This window comes from Polaribacter litoreus (assembly GCF_054584775.1).
On sequence record NZ_JBTLRD010000003.1, the window covers coordinates 1 to 19,732 of the forward strand.

The following is a 19,732-nucleotide window of genomic DNA, read 5'->3' on the forward strand; positions in this document are numbered from 1 at the left end:
TCGGGGTGGCAGGATTCGAACCTGCGACCTCCTCGTCCCAAACGAGGCGCGATAACCGGGCTACGCTACACCCCGAATTAAAATGTAAATTAGAAATTTACATTTTAAAACATTTTCTGCGGAGAGACAGGGACTCGAACCCTGGCGACCAAAAAGGTCGACAGATTAGCAATCTGCTGCATTACCACTCTGCCACCTCTCCTTTTATACAAACAAAAGTGCTTGTTATAAATTGCGAGTGCAAATGTAATTTAAGAATTATAAATCACCAAATTTTTTTTAACTTTTTATCATTTTTTTACTCAGGATATTCAATTCTTAAATGATAGATGTTCATCAACTTCTTTTTAATGATTTTTTTTATAACTTCAATTTCTCTAAAAGTAATATCAGAGTTCAAAAATTGATTATCTGCCATCTGTTTTGCTATAATTTTATCTATTAAATCGTTAATAGATTGTGCTGTTGGATTTTTAATACTTTTAGAAGCAGCTTCTGCAGCATCACACATCATTAAAATAGCAGTTTCTTTAGAGAATGGTATTGGACCTTTATATTTAAATTTATCAATATTAACTTCGGTATCAGGGTTTAACTCTTGCTCCTTCTTATAAAAATAATACGTAGAACTCGTTCCATGATGTGTTCTAATAAAGTCGATAACTCTATCTGGTAAATTATGTTTTTTTGCTAACTCTACGCCTTTTATGACATGATTTGTAATAATTGTTGAGCTATCTCTTGGTGATAAATCGTTATGTGGATTTACTCCTGTGGACTGGTTTTCTGTAAAATACATTGGATTTAACATTTTTCCAATATCGTGATATAATGCTCCTGTTCTAACTAACATTGAATTTGCTCCAATTTCATTGGCAGCTGCTTCTGCTAAATTTGCTACTTGCATAGAGTGCTGAAATGTACCTGGAGCTTTTTCATTCAATTCTCTAAGCAGTTTAGAGTTGGTATTAGACAACTCTAAAAGCGTAACATCTGACACCAAACCAAATACTTTTTCAAAAATATAAATAAGGATTATTGATAAAAATGATAGCAAACCATTTGCGGTAAATAGCATAAAATAATTTAAATTTAATTGAGACGCATTTCCTTCTTTAATAATTGAAAAAGCAAAATAAGTCAACATATAAATCAATGTTATTTGAGCCACAGAAATAAACAGATTAGCTCTTTTATATAATTCTGAAACTGTTAAAATAGTTACAATACCCGCAATTATATGTAGGTAAATAAACTCAAAACTATCAGGAACAATATAGCCCAAGAGTAAAACTGTTAAAACATGAGTAAACAACCCTAACCTTGCATCAAAAAAAGCTTTAATAATAATAGGTAAAATACTTAAAGGAACGACGTATAAATAATCTGAATTATATTTAATGACTAAAGTTTGAATAAAAATAATAGCAAAAACATTAAAAAATATAAAAGTTACTTTATTATTGTTATCAAATATCTCTGTTCTGTATTTAGATAAAAAAAGTAACAACATCAAGAGTGCTAAGGCTACTAAAATAGTATACCCAAAAATAATCCAATTATAATTAGAGTCTTTCCATACTTTTGATTCAGATTCACTTTTTAAAGAATTTAAAATGGCTAATTTTTTTCCTTCAACAATATCTCCTTTAAAAATTATAAGCTCACCTTCAGAAACTTTTCCTTTTGTGTAAGAAATATTTTTAATTTCGTTTTCAATAATTTTATCTGTTAAAGTTTTATCGAAAGAAACATTAGGTTTTATAATACTTGCTAAAATATCTAAAAGTATTTCTTGACCATAAGAATAAGGTTCGCCTCCCAAATTGTTTTTAATTATTTGTAAAACATCTTTAGAAGTGCGTAAACTTTTAAACAAAATATCCTGTACTTCATTTTCTTTTTTTAAAGCTATAATTTCATTGTTGTTATAAATCTGATTTTCGCTAATACCTTCTAAAAAACCAATTTCATAAACCTTTTGTATAATGTTATTTCCAATGTTTTTTAAGCTTATAAAATCAAGATCAGTAAGAGAATCGTTGGTATTTAATTGATTTAGTTTCGTCTTAAAAACAGCATTTACTTGACTAACAATTTCTGCATCATACAAAAAATATAATTTTGCATTTTTTTTAATATTTTGTTTTTCTTGGTTAATTTCTTCTTCAGTTTTTTGAATAGCAAAATCAAAAGTAGCATATAGGTTATCATATTTCCAGAGTTGTCCGTTACTAAAATCGTACTTAAATTGGCCACCTTTTGGAAACAAATACACGATAGCAATTGTAGTAATTAAAAACAAAATTACTTTATAAATTATGGTATTATGCCTATAAATTTTATTTACAAATTCACTCATATATGCTTTTGTTAATTCAACAAACTTACTGTAAATATACGAAGGCTAAAAATTACAATTTTAATACAATTTCTTTTTGATTTAAAATGGTTATTTTAGCGGATGCAAAAAGCACATCAACAAAATATTCAATAATTTATGAAAGATGTAGTAATAGTATCTGTTGCAAGAACCCCAATAGGAAGTTTTATGGGGAGTTTATCTACCATTTCTGCTACGAAATTAGGATCTATTGCCATAAAAGGCGCTTTAGATAAAATTAATTTAGACCCCAATTTAGTTCAAGAAGTTTTTATGGGAAATGTAGTTTCTGCTGGTTTAGGACAAGCGCCTGCAAGGCAAGCCGCCATTTATGCAGGTATTCCTGAAACTGTACCATGTACAACTATTAATAAAGTTTGTGCCTCTGGCATGAAATCGATAATGCTGGCGGCTCAAACCATTGCTTTAGGTGATGCTGATATTGTTGTTGCAGGAGGAATGGAAAACATGAGTGCAATACCCCATTATCAACATGCAAGAAAAGGCTCTAAATTCGGACCAATTGCAATGGAAGACGGAATGCAAAAAGATGGTTTGGTTGATGCTTACGGAAAAGTAGCAATGGGCGTTTGTGCTGATGAGTGTGCTACAGAATACAAATTTACTAGAGAAGATCAAGATACATTTGCTATACAGTCTTACAAAAGAGCTGCTAAAGCCTGGAATGATGGAAAGTTTGACGAAGAAATTGTACCTGTTACCATTCCTCAAAGACGTGGCGAACCCATTATTTTCTCTGAAGATGAAGAGTATAAAAATGTTAAAATAGAAAAAATACCTGCATTAAGACCAGCTTTTACTAAACAAGGTACTGTTACTGCTGCTAACGCATCAACAATAAATGATGGTGGTGCAGCTTTAGTATTAATGTCTGCAGATAAAGCAAAAACACTTAACCTAACTCCGCTTGCAAAAATTGTAAGCTATGCTGATGCTGCCCAAGAGCCAAAATGGTTTACAACTGCACCCGCAAAAGCATTACCCAAGGCGCTGGAAAAAGCAAAAATTTCTATTGATGATGTTGATTATTTTGAGTTAAACGAAGCATTTTCAATTGTTGGTTTGGCTAATATGAAAATATTAAATATTAGTGATGATAAAGTAAATGTAAATGGAGGTGCTGTTTCTCTTGGCCATCCATTAGGAGTTTCTGGAGCCAGAATTGTAATTGCCCTAACCTCTATTTTAAAACAAAATAACGCAAAAATTGGTGCTGCTGCTATTTGTAATGGTGGTGGTGGCGCTAGTGCATTAATTATTGAACGTATTTAAATTTAGCAGATATCAATTTGTACGCAATTTGTAACTTAAGCATTGTAGCCTTACGATCGGCTCCTTCAGACAAATCAGAAATGATTAGTCAGGTTTTGTTTGGAGAAAGTTTAACAATTCTTGAGAGCAATAAACAATGGAGTAAAATTAAATTATCTTTTGATGGTTGCGAAGGTTATTTAGATAATAAACAGTTTGAGGTTATTTCTGAAAATGAGTTTTTTAATCTTGCTAATGAAAATGAAACTTATGCTGGTGAAATTATAGACTTTGTTACAGACCAGGATAAAAATTTCTTTACAATTCCTTTCGGATCTAGATTACCTTTTTTTAAAAACAAAGAATTTTATTTAAATCATAGAAAATTTCGATTTGATGGAGCTTTCTTTTCTGGAAAGCTTCCTAAAACAGAAATTGTACAAAAAGCGTTTATTTTTTTAAATACCCCTTTTTTATGGGGTGGAAAAACTCCATTTGGTATTGATTGCTCTGGTTTTACTCAAATGGTATACAAAATATGTGGTTATCAACTTAATAGAGATGCATGTGCCCAAGCAAAACAAGGTGAAGTTTTAAGTTTTATTGAAGAGAGTGAACCTGGTGATTTGGCTTTTTTTGATGATGAAGAAGGAGAAATAATACATGTAGGCATCATTTTAAAAGATTACCATATAATTCATGCACATGGAAAAGTAAGAATTGATACTTTAGATCATAGTGGTATTTTTAATTCTGATTTACAAGCCCATACACATAAATTAAGAGTTATTAAAAAGATAATATAAAAAAAGCTGTCTGAAAAGTAGATTTACTTGTCAAACAGCTCTTTTTTTAAAAAAAAGGATAGTAAGAGTTTTTTACTGCCCTCTCATTTCTTTATAAATAGGTCTAAGTGCATCTGCTTTTTCAGTCATCAACAATACATCATATATATTTAAAAGAGATTTTACAGTATCTTCAGATCTATTTAATTCATCTGCTTTTTCTAAGTATGGCAACGCCTTTTTATACAAGGCTTTTTGCTTTTTCTCTAACTCATCATATTTTTTAAAATTAGATAAATTCTTGTTCATTTCTTCAACAATAGCTTGTTCTTTTGATAAAATAGCTACTGCTAAATTCATATAAGCATCTCCATAATCTGGCTTTATTTCAATTGCTTTTTTATAATAAGAAATTGCCTCTTCTGTTTTCCCTTCATTTTGATTTACAACACCTAAATTAAAAAATAACGTTGGGTTGTTTGGATCTAATTCTATTGCTTCTTGCATTAACGCTCCAAACTTATCCATCTGCTCTAATTTTATGTATAATTGAGCTTCATTTAACAATAAGTTTAAATCTTTTGGATTAGACTTTCTTGCTTCTTTAATTGCAACAATTGCCTCATTTGTTTTACCTTGGTTGATTAAGATATATCCAATATTTTTAATGATATCTGCTTGTTTTGATTCGGTATATTTTTCTACCGGATTTGTGTGAGATTTTGATCTAACAGAAACGTCTCTTAATTCTTTACTTGGAAAAGCTTCTACTTGACCAGAGGCTTTGTTTGTTGCTAAATATTGTGCAGTTTTACCTGTGTATCCGATCTCTTTCAATTCATTATAATATTTCAAAGAAGTATCATAATCTTTATTTAAAGAAGCACTAACTGCTGCATTGTATAAATAACTGGTGTCTTTTGGACTTAATTTATAGGTTAAATAAAAATTCTTTGTAGCTGTTTTATAGTCTTTATCTTCATTATAAGCTTTAATAGCTTTATCAGATACAAACTGAACTAACGTGTTTAGTTTTGGTCTTGCTTCTTTAGAATATTTTTGCTTTCCTATTTCATTTTCATAAGCAAACAATTTATTGTAAGCTGCAGCAGCTTTTTCTACATTAGATTTTCCATAAGCAGCACCTTTTAAAAAATAGTACTTTGCTTTGTACTTATCTTCAACAGCGCTTTCGTCTATTGATTCAATAGTTTGTTTTGCTGTTTTAAAATCATTCTTTTTTAAAGCTTTTTCTGCAGCTTTAATTTCATTTTTTTGCCCAAACATTCCAATTGACATTAATCCTAATGAAAGTGCTAATATTTGATTTTTCATTTTACTCTATTTTATTTATTGTTATTCTTGGTTTTCATTTGTGTTGTTTTCAATTTCCGTGCCATTTTCAGCTGCTTCATCGGAATCGTCTTCGTTTACTACTTTAGCAACAGCAGCAATACTGTCATCATCTTTAATATTTATCAATCGTACCCCTTGGGTGGCACGTCCCATAACTCTTAAATCTTCAACTGCCATTCTAATAATAATTCCAGATTTATTAATAATCATTAAATCGTTAGAATCGTCAACATTTTTAATAGCTACAAGGTTACCGGTTTTATCAGAAATATTTAATGTTTTTACCCCTTTTCCACCTCTATTTGTAATTCTATAATCTTCTAATTTTGAGCGCTTACCATATCCTCTTTCAGAAACTACCAAAATATTACTCTCCATATCATTTACAGCAACCATACCAATAACCTCATCATTTTCGTGCTGTAAAGTTATTCCTCTAACACCAGAAGCAGTTCTACCCATTGGACGAGTTTTAGCTTCTTCAAAACGAATGGCTTTACCAGATTTTAACGCCAACATTACTTGGCTATCTCCAGTAGTTAATTTTGCTTCTAATAATTCATCATCTTCTTTTATGGTGATGGCATTAATTCCGTTAGTTCTTGGACGTGAGTATTGCTCTAAAGATGTTTTTTTAACTTGACCTTTTCTTGTAGCCATAATAACATAATGACTATTAATGTATGCTTCATCTTTTAAATCTTGGGTTACCAAAAATGCTTTTACTTTATCATCTTGTTCTATGTTGATTAAGTTTTGCATTGCCCTACCTTTGGTATTTTTACCTCCTTCAGGAATTTCATAAACACGCATCCAGAATACTTTTCCTTTTTGCGTAAAGAACAACATGTATTGATGGTTTGTACCTACAAATAAATGCTCTAAGAAATCTTCATTTCTAGTAGTTGCTCCTTTTTGCCCTCTACCTCCTCTATTCTGAACCTTATATTCATCAAGATTTGTACGTTTTAAATACCCAGCATTAGATATGGTTACCACAACTTTGGTATCAGGAATCATATCTTCGATTCGCATATCTCCGCCTGCATATTCTATGGTAGACCTGCGTTCATCACCGTATTTTTCTTTTATTTTTAGCAACTCATCCTTAATGATTTGATAGCGTCTAGGCTCATTAGCTAAAATATCTTTCAAATCAGTAATGGTAAGCATTATTTCCTCATACTCAGAACGCAATTTATCTTGTTCTAAACCTGTTAACTGACGCAAACGCATTTCTACAATTGCTTTTGCTTGAATTTCTGATAATTCGAAACGTTCAATTAATTTTACTCTTGCTTCGTCTGCATTAGAAGAACCTCTAATAATTGCAATAACTTCATCGATATTATCTGAAGCTACAATTAATCCTTCTAAAATATGCGCTCTCGCTTCAGCCTTTTTAAGTTCAAATTCTGTTCTTCTTACAATTACCTCATGCCTGTGCTCTACAAAATAATGGATTAACTGTTTTAGATTTAATTGTTCTGGTCTTCCTTTTACCAAAGCAATATTATTTACACTAAAAGAAGTTTGTAATTGTGTATACTTGAATAATTTATTTAAAACAATATTAGGTATTGCATCACGTTTTAAAATATAAACGATTCGCATTCCGTTTCTATCAGATTCATCTCTAATATTGGCAATACCTTCAATTTTCTTTTCATTAACCAAGTCAGCAGTTTTCTTAATCATATCTGCTTTATTCACTTGGTAAGGAATTTCAGTAACTACAATACACTCACGCCCTTTAACCTCTTCTATTATGGCTTTTGCGCGCATAACAATACGTCCACGACCTGTATGAAAAGCATCTCTTACCCCATCATAACCGTAAATTATACCACCTGTAGGAAAATCAGGTGCTGTTACGTGTTGCATGAGTTCATCAATTTCTATATCTCTATTATCAATGTAAGCAACAGTACCATTAATTACTTCTGTTAAATTATGAGGCGCCATATTTGTAGCCATACCTACAGCAATACCAGAAGCACCATTTACTAACAAGTTTGGAATACGAGTAGGCAAAACAGTAGGCTCTTGTAAAGTATCATCAAAATTTAAGGTGTGGTCTACAGTTTCTTTTTCAATATCAGCTAGCATTTCTTCTGATATTTTTTGCATTCTTACCTCAGTATAACGCATTGCAGCAGGAGAATCTCCATCTACTGAACCAAAGTTACCTTGGCCATCTACCATCATATAACGCACACTCCAATCTTGTGCCATACGCACCATAGAATCGTAAACAGAAGTATCTCCATGTGGATGATATTTACCTAACACTTCTCCAACAATTCTTGCAGATTTTTTATACGCTCCAGTTGCTTTAATCCCTAACTCATGCATTCCATACAAAACCCTTCTATGAACAGGTTTTAAACCATCTCTTACATCTGGTAATGCCCTTGAAACTATTACTGACATTGAATAATCAATGTATGCAGATTTCATCTGCTCTTCAATATTAATCGGAATTAATTTTTCTCCGTCTGCCATATATAATTCTTATTAGTATTTACGCTAAAATTTAAAACATGGCAAGATACGATTTCTCTTAGTACTAGCAAAGGATTTCGGCTTTTCAAAACAGTAGAGTTATCAACATTTTTTAATAATTTTTAACACTATATTATTTGCTTGATTTCCAATGGTTTTCTACCTTGTCGTACAAGTCAAACTGTCAGTTTTTTATAATGGCATCTTTTTTGTAATTTTTTTGATAAAAAAGGACTAAATTTACATCACATCAAATAAGAAAGAAAGAAATATGGACGATAATTTTTCACCAAAAGTTAGAGATGTAATCACATTCAGTAAAGAAGAAGCTTTAAGATTAGGGCACGAATTTATTGGCACTGAGCATCTTTTACTCGGTTTGATAAGAAAAGGAGAAGGAAAAGCAATAGAAATTTTAACAGCATTTGATGTTGACTTAATGCTATTACGCAAAAAACTAGAGCAATTAAATCCATCAAACCCAACATTTACAGAACAAACAGATAAGCCAAGTTTACGATTAACTAGGCAAGCAGAAAAGGCATTAAAAACAACTTTTTTAGAGGCTAAATTGTATCAAAGTGAGGCTATAGACACTGCGCATTTATTGCTTTGTGTATTGCGTAATGAAAATGACCCTACTACAAAGTTAATTCAGAAATACCACGTTAATTATGATGAGGCTAAAGCTTTATACAAACAACTGCACGTAGATGATTCTGATATCGATCTACCTACAAACCCAATTGCAGAAACACCTTCTGACGATGAATATGCTTCTGATAAACCCAATCCTTTTGAACAAAAACAACAAGGCAAAACCAATAAAAAATCAAAAACGCCTGTTTTAGATAATTTTGGACGTGATTTAACAGATTTGGCGGAAAAAGGAAAATTAGATCCTGTTGTTGGTAGACAAAAAGAAATAGAACGTGTTTCTCAAATTTTAAGTCGTAGAAAGAAAAACAATCCAATGTTAATTGGAGAACCTGGTGTGGGTAAATCTGCCATTGCAGAAGGTTTGGCTTTACGAATTGTAGATCGAAAAGTATCTCGAATTTTGTTTGATAAAAGAATTGTTTCTTTAGATTTAGCCAGCTTAGTTGCTGGTACAAAATACAGAGGTCAGTTCGAAGAACGTATGAAAGCATTAATGAATGAATTGGAAAAGAATGATGATATTATTCTTTTTATTGATGAAATTCACACCATTGTTGGCGCAGGTGGTGCAACTGGTTCTTTAGATGCATCTAACATGTTAAAACCAGCTTTAGCAAGAGGCGAAATTCAATGTATTGGTGCTACAACTTTAGATGAGTTTCGAACAAATATCGAAAAAGACGGAGCTTTAGAACGTCGTTTTCAAAAGGTAATTGTAGACCCTACTACTGTTGAAGAAACCATACAAATTTTACACAACATTAAAGGCAAATACGAAGAACATCACAACGTAGATTTTACTGATGATGCCATTGAAGCCTGTGTAAATTTAACAAATAGATATATGACAGACAGATACTTGCCAGACAAAGCCATTGATGCTTTAGATGAAGCAGGTTCACGAATTCATATCACTAATATTGTAGTACCTAAACAAGTTTTAGAATTAGAAGCGCAATTAGAAATCATTCGTGATAAAAAAACAAAAGCGGTAAATGGTCAAAAATATGAAGAAGCTGCCAAGTTAAGAGACGATGAAAAGAATATGGAGGCTGCTTTAAATTCTGCTCAAAAACAATGGGAAGATGATTCTAAATTAAACCGAGAAATTGTTACTGAAGATAATGTAGCAGAAGTAGTTTCTATGATGACAGGAATTCCTGTAAATAGAGTTGCAGAAGCAGAAAGTCATAGATTACACGAATTACCAGCAATGATTAAAGGTAAAGTTATTGGCCAAGATGAAGCAGTTACTAAAGTGGTAAAAGCAATTCAAAGAAACAGGGTTGGGTTAAAAGACCCTAACAAACCAATTGGTTCTTTTATTTTCTTAGGACAAACTGGAGTTGGTAAAACACAATTGGCAAAAATTTTGGCTCGCGAATTGTTTGATTCTGACGATTCTTTAATTAGAATTGACATGAGTGAATACATGGAAAAATTTGCGATATCTCGTTTAATTGGTGCGCCTCCTGGCTATGTTGGTTACGAAGAAGGTGGACAGTTAACTGAAAAAGTGCGTAGAAAACCTTACTCAGTAATTCTATTAGACGAAATTGAAAAAGCGCATCCAGATGTGTTTAATATGTTGCTTCAAATCTTAGATGATGGACATATTACAGATAGTTTGGGTAGAAAAATTGATTTTAGAAACACCATTATTATCATGACATCTAACATTGGTGCCCGTCAATTAAAAGACTTTGGTGGTGGAGTTGGTTTTGGTACATCCTCTAGAAAAGAACAAGCAGATGCACATGCAAAATCTGTTATAGAAGGTGCTTTAAAGAAATCTTTTGCCCCAGAATTCTTAAACAGAATTGATGACGTAATTGTATTTAATGCTTTAGAAAGAAAAGATATCCACTCTATTATTGATATAGAATTAGACAAACTTTTACATAGAATTTCTGATTTAGGCTATACTTTAAATTTAAGTGAAAAAGCCAAAGATTATATTGCTGATAAAGGCTTTGATAAAAAATATGGTGCTAGACCTTTAAAAAGAGCTATTCAGAAATACATAGAAGATGCCTTGGCAGAAGAAATTGTAAACTCTAAATTAACAGAAGGAGATACTATTGCTATGGATTTTGATGATGTTAAAGATGAATTGACCATTACAATTGAGAAAGGCGAAAAGAAACCTGAAACTAGAACAGAAAGTAATTAGAAAGCACAAATAATTACAGCAAACAAAAAGCTCGCAAATTGCGAGCTTTTTTTTATTTTATCTTTTTATTTAAAAAATAATTTACAACTTTTCCATAGATCCTTCTACACTCATCAACATTTGCTGGCCTTGGATATCCAATTTCATCTTTAATTGAGTTTCTGAAGCTACACCCGAGCTTCTATCAATTGTCATATCACCAGAAATAGTTCCTGAACCCATACCACTAATATCTCCACTAACAGTTAGCATCACTACTTTATCTGAAATGGATTTTACAGTATACTTCATAGCCATTGTCATACCACTTTCATTATTTGTAGAAGACCAAAAAGACCCAACTTTTAATGCCTCTTTTGGATATACAACACTAGAACCTTTATTTCCCATTTGAGCAACCTGAGGAATATTTGGCTCTATAACTGTACTAAAAACTTCACCTAAACCATTAGATTTAGTAGTTACTAAAGCAGATAGAATGGGTTTCATTTGCTCTTTCATCATTTTGCCAGCAGCATCTAAATCTTCTTCTTTTTTAGAAGAATCGTAATTCATTTCTTGCCCTCCTTGGTTCATATCCATAACCATCTTATCAATTTTAGTTTGATTTACAATGGTATCTCCTACTACATCAATGGTTTTTTGAGTCATTATTGAGCCCGTTTTTTGAGACATAACTGCCCCCATATCTTGGCTCATCAACATTTTTATTTGATAAATATCACCTTTTTTATAATTATATCGTAATACAACAGATTCTTGAGCAGCAAGATTAACTGTAATGACAGCAATAAGGAGGAATACTAATTTTTTCATTTTTATTTATTTTTGTTTTAAGTTGCTAATTTAAGATAACAAAAGTAAAAGAACTTCAGATTTATCTCCTTTTTTTAATACTTTTATACAAAATGATAACTTTAAAAGATAAATTAAAAAACCCTGTTTGGTATTCTTTAAAAGAAACACATAAAAAATTCTCTGTTAATTTTGATAGTGTTAAATTTTACAATTCAGAAATATTAAGTTTTGGCGCTTTTATAGACCGTTCTAAAACAGAAGTAGCAACAAATGATTTTGTAGAAAACGCTGCTAATTTCTTTTTTGTTTCTGAAGATAAAACTCCTATTTTAAAAAGCTCAAAAGTAGTTTTAAAGCAAAAAATAGAAGGCTGTCAAATGGTTTTAGATCGTAGTATAGCCACCCCCATAAGTGACGAAATTATATTATTGACTGAAAACTATTTAGATGATATTTACAATTTAATTAGAATGGTAATGCCTGGCTATTATCAGAAAAAAAGTTTTAAACTTGGTAATTTTTACGGTATTTTTAAAGATAATCAATTGGTGGCCATTACCGGTCAAAGAATGCAAACTTATTCTTTTATTGAAATTAGTGCTGTAGTTACACATCCAAATTATACTAACAGAGGTTATGCAAAGCAATTGGTAGCACATGCTACAAATGAAATTTTAAAAGAAAATAAGCTACCGATTTTACACACCAATAAAGAAAATGCTGCAATACAACTATACGAAAAATTAGGCTATAAAATTAGTAGAGATATGAATTGGTGGCTGTATGGAAAAAAATAAGAAAATAAGAAAACTTTATAATCCTCATTAATCTTTCATCAAACAAAAGAACTTTGTAACAGCAAATTTTAATAAAAACTGCTTCAATTTAAAATTATTTCTGGTAACAAGACGAATATTATATCACCATTAGAAATATTGATAAAAAAATCGAAAACCAAACAAATGGTGCTTAGGCTAAAGCAATACACAGCATTTAAATACACAAAGTAATGTAGTTTTGATTTATAATCGTACAAATGGTTTTTAAAAAATTATTAAAAACTAGCACTTACTATATGTTTTGCTATTTTCAGAACGTCACATTTCATAGAACAGTTTAAAAATCTTGATTAACATCCCAAGATTCTAAAATTTCTTTTAATGTTTTTATAAACATACCCCCTAAGGCGCCATTTACTACTCTATGATCGTAAGAATGAGAAACAAACATTTTTTGTCTTATCCCTATAAAATCACCTTCTGGAGTTTCAATTACTGCTGGTACTTTTCTAATTGCTCCTAAAGCTAAAATAGCCACTTGAGGCTGGTTGATAATTGGGGTACCCATTACAGATCCAAAACTACCCACATTAGTTACGGTATAAGTTCCGTCTTGAATTTCATCTGGTTTCAGGTTATTGTTTCTTGCTCTAGATGCCAAATCATTTACCGATTTTGTCATCCCAACTAAATTTAACTGATCTGCATTTTTAATTACAGGTACTATTAAATTACCATCAGGCAAAGCTGCTGCCATACCTAAGTTAATATTTTTCTTTTTGATAATTTTATCACCATCAACAGCAATATTAATTAACGGATATTTTTTGATGGTAGAAGCCACTGCTTGCATTAAAATAGGAGTAAACGTTAATTTTTCTCCTTCTCTTTTTAAGAAAGCATCTTTAACTTTATTCCTCCATTTTACAAGATTGGTAACATCAATTTCTATAAAAGATTGCACGTGTGCAGAGGTTTGCACTGAAGCTACCATGTGTTTGGCTATCAGTTTACCCATTCTACTCATTTCGATGATTTCATCTCCACCATTTACAGAAACAGGAGCTGCTTTTGTTGAAGAAGTATTCACTGCGTTAGATTTGACAGTTTCCTTTTTTGGTTGAGATTTCTCTGTAGAACTAGATTTCTCGACTGCACTCGAAATGACAGAAGTGTTAGTTCTATTTTCAATATATCCTAAAATGTCATTTTTGGTTACTCTACCTTCTTTTCCTGTACCTGCTATGTTTTCTAACTCTTCCATGGAAACCCCTTCAGTTTGAGCTATATTTCTTACCAATGGCGAATAAAACTTACCAGAATCTGAAGTTTTTAAAATTGGCGTTGTTGTAATTTCAGCGGCCTTTTCTATGCTTTTTTCTACCTCTTCTATATGAGATTGGTCTTGTGGAGAAGTTTGCTCAATATCTTTTGAAATATCTGTAGAATTTGAATCTTCGCCTTCAGTTTCTATAATAGCAATGGTTTCTCCAACACCAACTACAGCGTCTTTTTCAAATAAAATTTCGAGTAATGTACCCTCTACTTCACTTGGCACTTCTGAATCAACTTTATCAGTAGCAATTTCTACAACAGCTTCATCTAATTCAATGATGTCTCCTACCTCTTTTAACCAAGAAGTTATAGTTGCTTCTGCAACACTTTCTCCCATTTTTGGTAACTTCAATTCAAATCTTGCCATTTTTTTACTTTTTAAGGTTTTGCAAAAGTACGAAAAAGGGATCATTTTTTCTTAAAAAATACCTAAAATCGAAAAACATATTTTTTATTAAATTACATTATTCATAAAATAAAACCTAATATCAGCTTTTTTACAGCACACAATTCAATATTAATGCAAAATATATAATTATTCGATAATGTTAGGGAAATTTTCAATTTTTAAAATCTCGTACTATTTTAAAAAAAATATTTGTTTTACTTTTAATTCGAGATCATTCAAAACATGTTTTTAGTATGATAAACTATTGAGCTATATTAAACCCAGCTTTTAGGTTTTGCTAAAACATCTAATAATCTAGATTCTTCAGAATTTTCTTTTGGTTGATGATTGTATTTCCATTGTACAACAGGTGGTAAACTCATTAGAATACTTTCTATTCTTCCATTGGTTTTTAAACCAAATAAAGTCCCTCTATCATGTACCAAGTTGAATTCCACATATCTACCTCTACGAACTTCTTGCCAATCTTTATGTTCTTGCTTGTATTCTATTTCTTTTCTTCTATCAACAATTGGCACATAACTTTCTAAAAAACTATTACCAACCTCAGTAACAAATTGGTAACGATCTTCAATAGAAAACTCGTCTGTTTCTTTTAAATAATCGAAAAATAAACCTCCAATTCCACGAGCTTCATTTCTATGCGCATTCCAAAAATAATCGTCACAAGTTTTTTTAAACTTCGGATAAAATTCTGGATGATGTTTGTCGCAAGCGGATTTACAAACCGTATGAAAATGAATGGCATCTTCATCAAACAAATAATAAGGTGTTAAATCTTGTCCACCACCAAACCACTGTGTCACAATATTTCCTGCTTCATCATACATTTCAAAATAACGCCAATTTGCATGAACAGTAGGTACAAAAGGATTTTTAGGATGCAAAACCAAACTTAAACCACAAGCAAAAAAATTACCTTCTTTTACCTTAAATTGATTTCTTAAAACTTCAGGCAATTCTCCATGAACTGCAGAAATATTTACACCTCCTTTTTCGAAAACTGCACCATTTTCAATTACTCTAGTTCTACCTCCACCACCTTCTTTTCTTTTCCAAATATCTTCTTGAAATTTAGCAACACCGTCAACTTTTTCTAATCTATCAGTTATGGTATCTTGTAGGTTTTCTATGTATTTGTAAAATTTGTTTTTCATTATTCTAAAATATTCAACGAGTGATTCTTATAATTAATAGCGATTACTTTATCTAAAAATAATTTATTTCCAGTTGTACCAATAACTTTTGTTCCATTAAGATAAGTATCATCCATTGGTCTTGTGCTGTAATGTATTTTATGCTTTTTTAAATTCATATGCATAAGATAAATATCTTCTTCTATAGTAGAACTAAAAACATCATAATATTTTCCAAAAGAAGAAACACTTAAAGTATCTATATTGCTATTTCTTTTAATCTTATTCCAAATAGTTTTATCACTTGTAATTAATGAAAAAATACTTGAACCTGTATCAAACATTACATAATAAGAATTGTCTCTTATTTTAATTGGTAAATGAACCCTATTAATTTGATCTAATGCAAAAGGTATGCTTTTTTTAATCCTAAAATTCGAAGGTATTTCTTCTAAAATTGCCATTCGTTTAGAAGCGTAGTCCATTATAAGAATTTTATTTTTTAATAAATCTACCCCTAAAGTTCCTAAATGAATTCTACTCGTATTAAACTGTTCTTTAGTAAATATTTTTCCTGTGTTTGGGTAAAACAATACTCTTTTTTGAAGTACTACAGTGTCCTTAAATTTTAAATTTAAATTAGTTAACGCTAATTTTACGGGTAAATTATTTAAGTTTCTATTCCCTGATAACTTATCAAGTTTTTTTGACAGTTTTGTATTATTTTCTAAAAAAGAGGAAATTGTGTTTTCTTTAAAAAAACTTTCTGCTCCTGTATCAAATTGTGCTGAAAAACGGTTTGGAAAACTATCTATTTTAAAATTGAGGAAAATGGCAGCTTTGTCAAATTGATATCCTCCCATATTTATGGGAATCCAACTAAAATCTATCCAAAAAGATTCTCTATTAGAGCAAGAACTTAAAAAAAACAATAAGCTTAAAATAAAAATTTTATAAATGTTCTTCATTTTCCGTTTATTATTGCCTTTTAATATAGCTACAAGGTTTTCAAAACCTTGCAGGATGTTTTTAAATCTTTAAAGGTGTTCTTAGACAATTTCTAAGATATTTATATACCTACAAGGTTTTGGAAACCTTGCAAGAAATATTCAGATCTAGCAGGAAATTTGAATGGCTTGCTAAATAATTATTTTTCATAAACCAGCTCGTGCTTATTATGTATTAATTTTAACGTTTTGGTTGATGCTGCTGTTACTGATAATGGCAAAACAACAATAATTCCGATGATAGGAATTAACAAGAAAAGCATAAATACAATTCCATTACCAATGGCAAAACCTTTATTTCTACCTACAAAGTCTACACTTTCTTTATAATTTAAATGACGTTCTAAAGTATAATCCATATTACCAAAACCTGCATAATAGGCTTGCACTAAAAACAGTAAAATGGTTGAAAAAATATTTACTATCGGAATAAATTTCAACAATAAAATAGGTAATGAGATTAATAATTCTTTTGCTAAATTTCTAATATTTATGCGTAAACCTCTAATTAACTGTTCTGTGTTAGATGTTTTACGATGCAAATGTTTGATATCTCCATAAAAGTGTTTTTCAATTTTTTCTGAAACAGGACTCATAAAAGGAGCCGAAAGTGCCATTACAATATGTTTGTAAAGTATAAGCCCAATAATTAATACAATTATACCTCCTATAAAATTACTGATACTAGAAAAAGTTTCTTTACCCCAATCCCAAATCCAGATTTTTGCAATAAAACCACCTACATTATCAGACAAAACATAGGCTTCTACACCAATTAAAACTGCAGTAACAATACTAATTAGCACAGGTATTATAAAGTATTTCCAAAGTTTTAACTTTGAAATTAATTCGAGAGCTCCTGAATATTCTTTAATTCCTAAAATTATATTCTTTAACATAGTAAATCATTTAATCTTCCAAAAATACCAAATTATCAATTTTATCTAAGGATGATTCCATATTAATTTTTACAGCGCTGTCTAATTTTTTTATTAAATATTGTTCAATTTGTATTATTGATTCATTTTTCAAGATCACAAACCACTTTCTACCCAATTGATTATTTTTTAAATCCATCTTTTGGGCTAAAATTTCATTAGGAGAAAAGTCTTCATGCCAATCTGTAATTTGCTTTGTCCAAGCTAAAACTTGTTCTATATCTGAACTAAACGTTAAACATTGTTTGGCTATTAAAATATTCCAGAGTGCGTGACGAAAAGCGTTTGCTTTATTATCGAAATTATGAATATTTGGAAATCGCTTTTGAGCAATTCTTAACGTTTTTACAGTTGCTCTAAAAGTAGCATACATAAAAATAGGATGTTTTAAAAACCACTTAAAAAGCACAATTACTTGTTTGAAATTTAGGCTTTTTATGATTTTCCATTTAGACATTTCTGTAATAATAATTTTTGAAAAGCTTTTACGTATTTAATAACTCTAAAAGTTAGCAAAAAGTGCGTTAGCGATTGAAATGACATCCTTTTTTATGCTAATCTAGATTCAATGTTTTATTTAATGATTCATTCCGATTTTATAAGGAAAGATGCTGAAATAAATTCAGCATAAAAAAGATATAATGGAAAGCGCGACTTTGTTTTTTTTCAAAACAAAGTAACGCCCAACTTCTTATTTTATGACGCTTTGTATTCTTTTACTGCATCTACAAATGCCTTTGCATTTTCTAAAGGAATGTTTGGTAAAATTCCGTGTCCTAAATTTACAATATATCTGTCTTTTCCAAAATCGTTAATCATTTGAGTAACCATTTTTTTGATTTCTTTTGGCGGAGATAACAATCTTGATGGATCGAAATTACCTTGTAAAGTAATCTGACCACCAGATAAATAACGTGCATTTCTTGCAGAACATGTCCAATCTACACCTAAAGCAGAAGCGCCAGATTTGGCCATATCTCCAAGTGCAAACCAACATCCTTTTCCGAATGCAATTACAGGAGCATGGTCTTTTAATGCATCAATAATTTGCTGAATGTATTGCCAAGAAAATTCTTGATAATCTACAGGTGACAACATGCCTCCCCAAGAATCAAAAACTTGAACTGCATTTACACCAGCTTCAACTTTTGCTTTTAAATAGGCAATGGTTGTGTCTGTTATTTTTTGCAATAAAGAATGTGCTACAATAGGATTTGTAAAACATAATTCTTTGGCTTTATCGAAATTTTTAGAACCCTGACCTTGTACACAATAGCAAAGGATGGTCCAAGGTGAGCCTGCAAAACCAATTAACGGAATTTCATCATTTAGTTTTTCTTTGGTGGCTTTAATAGCATCCATTACATAACCTAAAGCGTCTTGAATATCTGGAATAATTACTGAATCTAAATCTTTTTGATTACGGATTGGATTTGGTAAATAAGGTCCGAAATTTGGTTTCATTTCCACTTCAATATTCATGGCTTGTGGAATTACCAAAATATCTGAAAACAAAATGGCAGCATCCATACCATATCTTCTGATAGGTTGTACTGTAATTTCTGAAGCTAATTCTGGAGTTTGACAACGTGTAAAGAAATCGTATTTGTGTTTGATTTCCATAAATTCAGGTAAATATCTACCTGCTTGACGCATCATCCAGACTGGAGGTCTTTCTACAGTTTCTCCTTTTAATGCTCTTAAAAATAAATCGTTTTTAATCATACTATTTTATTAACCGCTTTTTGTATTCAACCGCAAAGACGCATAAGAGCGCAAAAGGGTTTATAAATTATTTACTACTCTTTTTATTCCGTTTTTTATTAGCGCGACATTAAAATTGATAAGTAAACCTAATCTACATCCTGAAAGTTTTAAATAAGTTAATGTTTGCGCTAAATGTACATTATTCAACTTTTCAACAGCTTTTAATTCTATTATTACTTTGTTCTCAACTAATAAATCGATCCTATAGCCTGCTACCAACTCAACTTCATAATAAATTACTGGTAAAACTTTTTGCTTTTCAACTTTTAGTCCAGCTTTCTTTATTTCGTAATATAAACATTCTTCATAAGCGCTTTCTAACAAACCAGCACCTAAACCTTTGTGAACTTTATATGCACAATCTACAATTATTCTTGAAATTTCATTTTCAGTCATATTCTTTGCGAACTCTGAGTCTTTACGATTAGT

The 19,732-nt window shown here is 30.8% G+C and carries 15 protein-coding genes and 2 tRNA genes; 4 read left to right on the top strand and 13 right to left on the bottom strand.

Annotated features, from left to right (window positions below):
- The 3 genes from ACW9UN_RS02555 to ACW9UN_RS02565 form a co-directional block, all read right to left on the bottom strand.
- Positions 1-75: transfer RNA gene (locus ACW9UN_RS02555), tRNA-Pro, on the bottom strand.
- A 44-nt stretch (positions 76-119) separates the two neighbouring features.
- A tRNA-Ser gene (locus ACW9UN_RS02560) sits at positions 120-202 on the bottom strand.
- 96 nt (positions 203-298) lie between these two features.
- Positions 299-2,362, bottom strand: coding sequence for an HD family phosphohydrolase (locus tag ACW9UN_RS02565; RefSeq protein WP_459483611.1), 2,064 nt, complete (start codon positions 2,360-2,362; stop codon positions 299-301).
- A 138-nt stretch (positions 2,363-2,500) separates the two neighbouring features.
- On the opposite strand from ACW9UN_RS02565, the gene ACW9UN_RS02570 reads away from it, so the two are divergent.
- Both ACW9UN_RS02570 and ACW9UN_RS02575 read left to right on the top strand, forming a co-directional pair.
- Positions 2,501-3,676 carry an acetyl-CoA C-acyltransferase gene (locus ACW9UN_RS02570; protein ID WP_459483613.1) on the top strand — a complete coding sequence of 392 codons (1,176 nt, stop codon included), beginning with the start codon at positions 2,501-2,503 and terminating at the stop codon, positions 3,674-3,676.
- 17 nt (positions 3,677-3,693) lie between these two features.
- A complete protein-coding gene (locus ACW9UN_RS02575) occupies positions 3,694-4,461 on the top strand; it encodes a C40 family peptidase (protein WP_459483615.1) in 768 nt (255 codons plus the stop codon).
- 72 nt (positions 4,462-4,533) lie between these two features.
- Here ACW9UN_RS02575 and ACW9UN_RS02580 read toward each other — a convergent pair whose 3' ends face one another.
- The gene (locus tag ACW9UN_RS02580; RefSeq protein ID WP_459483617.1) at positions 4,534-5,775 is read right to left on the bottom strand and encodes a tetratricopeptide repeat protein; all 1,242 of its coding nucleotides are present in this window, start codon (positions 5,773-5,775) and stop codon (positions 4,534-4,536) included.
- Between the two features lie 21 nt (positions 5,776-5,796).
- Positions 5,797-8,301 carry a DNA gyrase subunit A gene (gyrA, locus tag ACW9UN_RS02585; protein ID WP_459483619.1) on the bottom strand — a complete coding sequence of 835 codons (2,505 nt, stop codon included), beginning with the start codon at positions 8,299-8,301 and terminating at the stop codon, positions 5,797-5,799.
- A 271-nt stretch (positions 8,302-8,572) separates the two neighbouring features.
- On the opposite strand from gyrA, the gene ACW9UN_RS02590 reads away from it, so the two are divergent.
- Positions 8,573-11,134 (top strand): ATP-dependent Clp protease ATP-binding subunit, encoded by a 2,562-nt coding sequence (locus tag ACW9UN_RS02590; protein ID WP_459483621.1) that lies wholly within the window; start codon positions 8,573-8,575, stop codon positions 11,132-11,134.
- Positions 11,135-11,215: 81 nt separating this feature from the next.
- Here ACW9UN_RS02590 and ACW9UN_RS02595 read toward each other — a convergent pair whose 3' ends face one another.
- Positions 11,216-11,950 carry a DUF6263 family protein gene (locus ACW9UN_RS02595; RefSeq protein ID WP_459483623.1) on the bottom strand — a complete coding sequence of 245 codons (735 nt, stop codon included), beginning with the start codon at positions 11,948-11,950 and terminating at the stop codon, positions 11,216-11,218.
- 92 nt (positions 11,951-12,042) lie between these two features.
- Between ACW9UN_RS02595 and ACW9UN_RS02600 the strand changes: the two genes are divergently transcribed.
- Positions 12,043-12,729, top strand: coding sequence for a GNAT family N-acetyltransferase (locus ACW9UN_RS02600; RefSeq protein WP_459483625.1), 687 nt, complete (start codon positions 12,043-12,045; stop codon positions 12,727-12,729).
- Between the two features lie 319 nt (positions 12,730-13,048).
- Here the strand turns inward: ACW9UN_RS02600 and ACW9UN_RS02605 are convergent, their stop codons facing one another.
- From ACW9UN_RS02605 to ACW9UN_RS02635, 7 genes are all read right to left on the bottom strand, one after another.
- Positions 13,049-14,413, bottom strand: a complete 1,365-nt coding sequence (locus ACW9UN_RS02605; protein WP_459483627.1) for a dihydrolipoamide acetyltransferase family protein — start codon at positions 14,411-14,413, stop codon at positions 13,049-13,051.
- A gap of 296 nt (positions 14,414-14,709) precedes the next feature.
- Positions 14,710-15,612 (bottom strand): oxygen-dependent coproporphyrinogen oxidase, encoded by a 903-nt coding sequence (hemF, locus tag ACW9UN_RS02610; protein WP_459483629.1) that lies wholly within the window; start codon positions 15,610-15,612, stop codon positions 14,710-14,712.
- Positions 15,612-16,559, bottom strand: a complete 948-nt coding sequence (locus ACW9UN_RS02615) for a hypothetical protein (RefSeq protein ID WP_459483631.1) — start codon at positions 16,557-16,559, stop codon at positions 15,612-15,614. The genes hemF and ACW9UN_RS02615 overlap by 1 nt, the downstream gene beginning before the upstream one ends.
- 179 nt (positions 16,560-16,738) lie before the next feature.
- Positions 16,739-17,497 (bottom strand): EI24 domain-containing protein, encoded by a 759-nt coding sequence (locus tag ACW9UN_RS02620; RefSeq protein WP_459483633.1) that lies wholly within the window; start codon positions 17,495-17,497, stop codon positions 16,739-16,741.
- Between the two features lie 10 nt (positions 17,498-17,507).
- Complete coding sequence (locus tag ACW9UN_RS02625) at positions 17,508-17,993, bottom strand: DUF6973 domain-containing protein (protein ID WP_459483635.1); 486 nt, start codon at positions 17,991-17,993, stop codon at positions 17,508-17,510.
- A gap of 239 nt (positions 17,994-18,232) precedes the next feature.
- Positions 18,233-19,261, bottom strand: a complete 1,029-nt coding sequence (gene hemE, locus ACW9UN_RS02630) for a uroporphyrinogen decarboxylase (RefSeq protein ID WP_459483637.1) — start codon at positions 19,259-19,261, stop codon at positions 18,233-18,235.
- A 60-nt stretch (positions 19,262-19,321) separates the two neighbouring features.
- The gene (locus ACW9UN_RS02635; protein ID WP_459483639.1) at positions 19,322-19,699 is read right to left on the bottom strand and encodes a GxxExxY protein; all 378 of its coding nucleotides are present in this window, start codon (positions 19,697-19,699) and stop codon (positions 19,322-19,324) included.
- Positions 19,700-19,732: the final 33 nt, after the last annotated feature.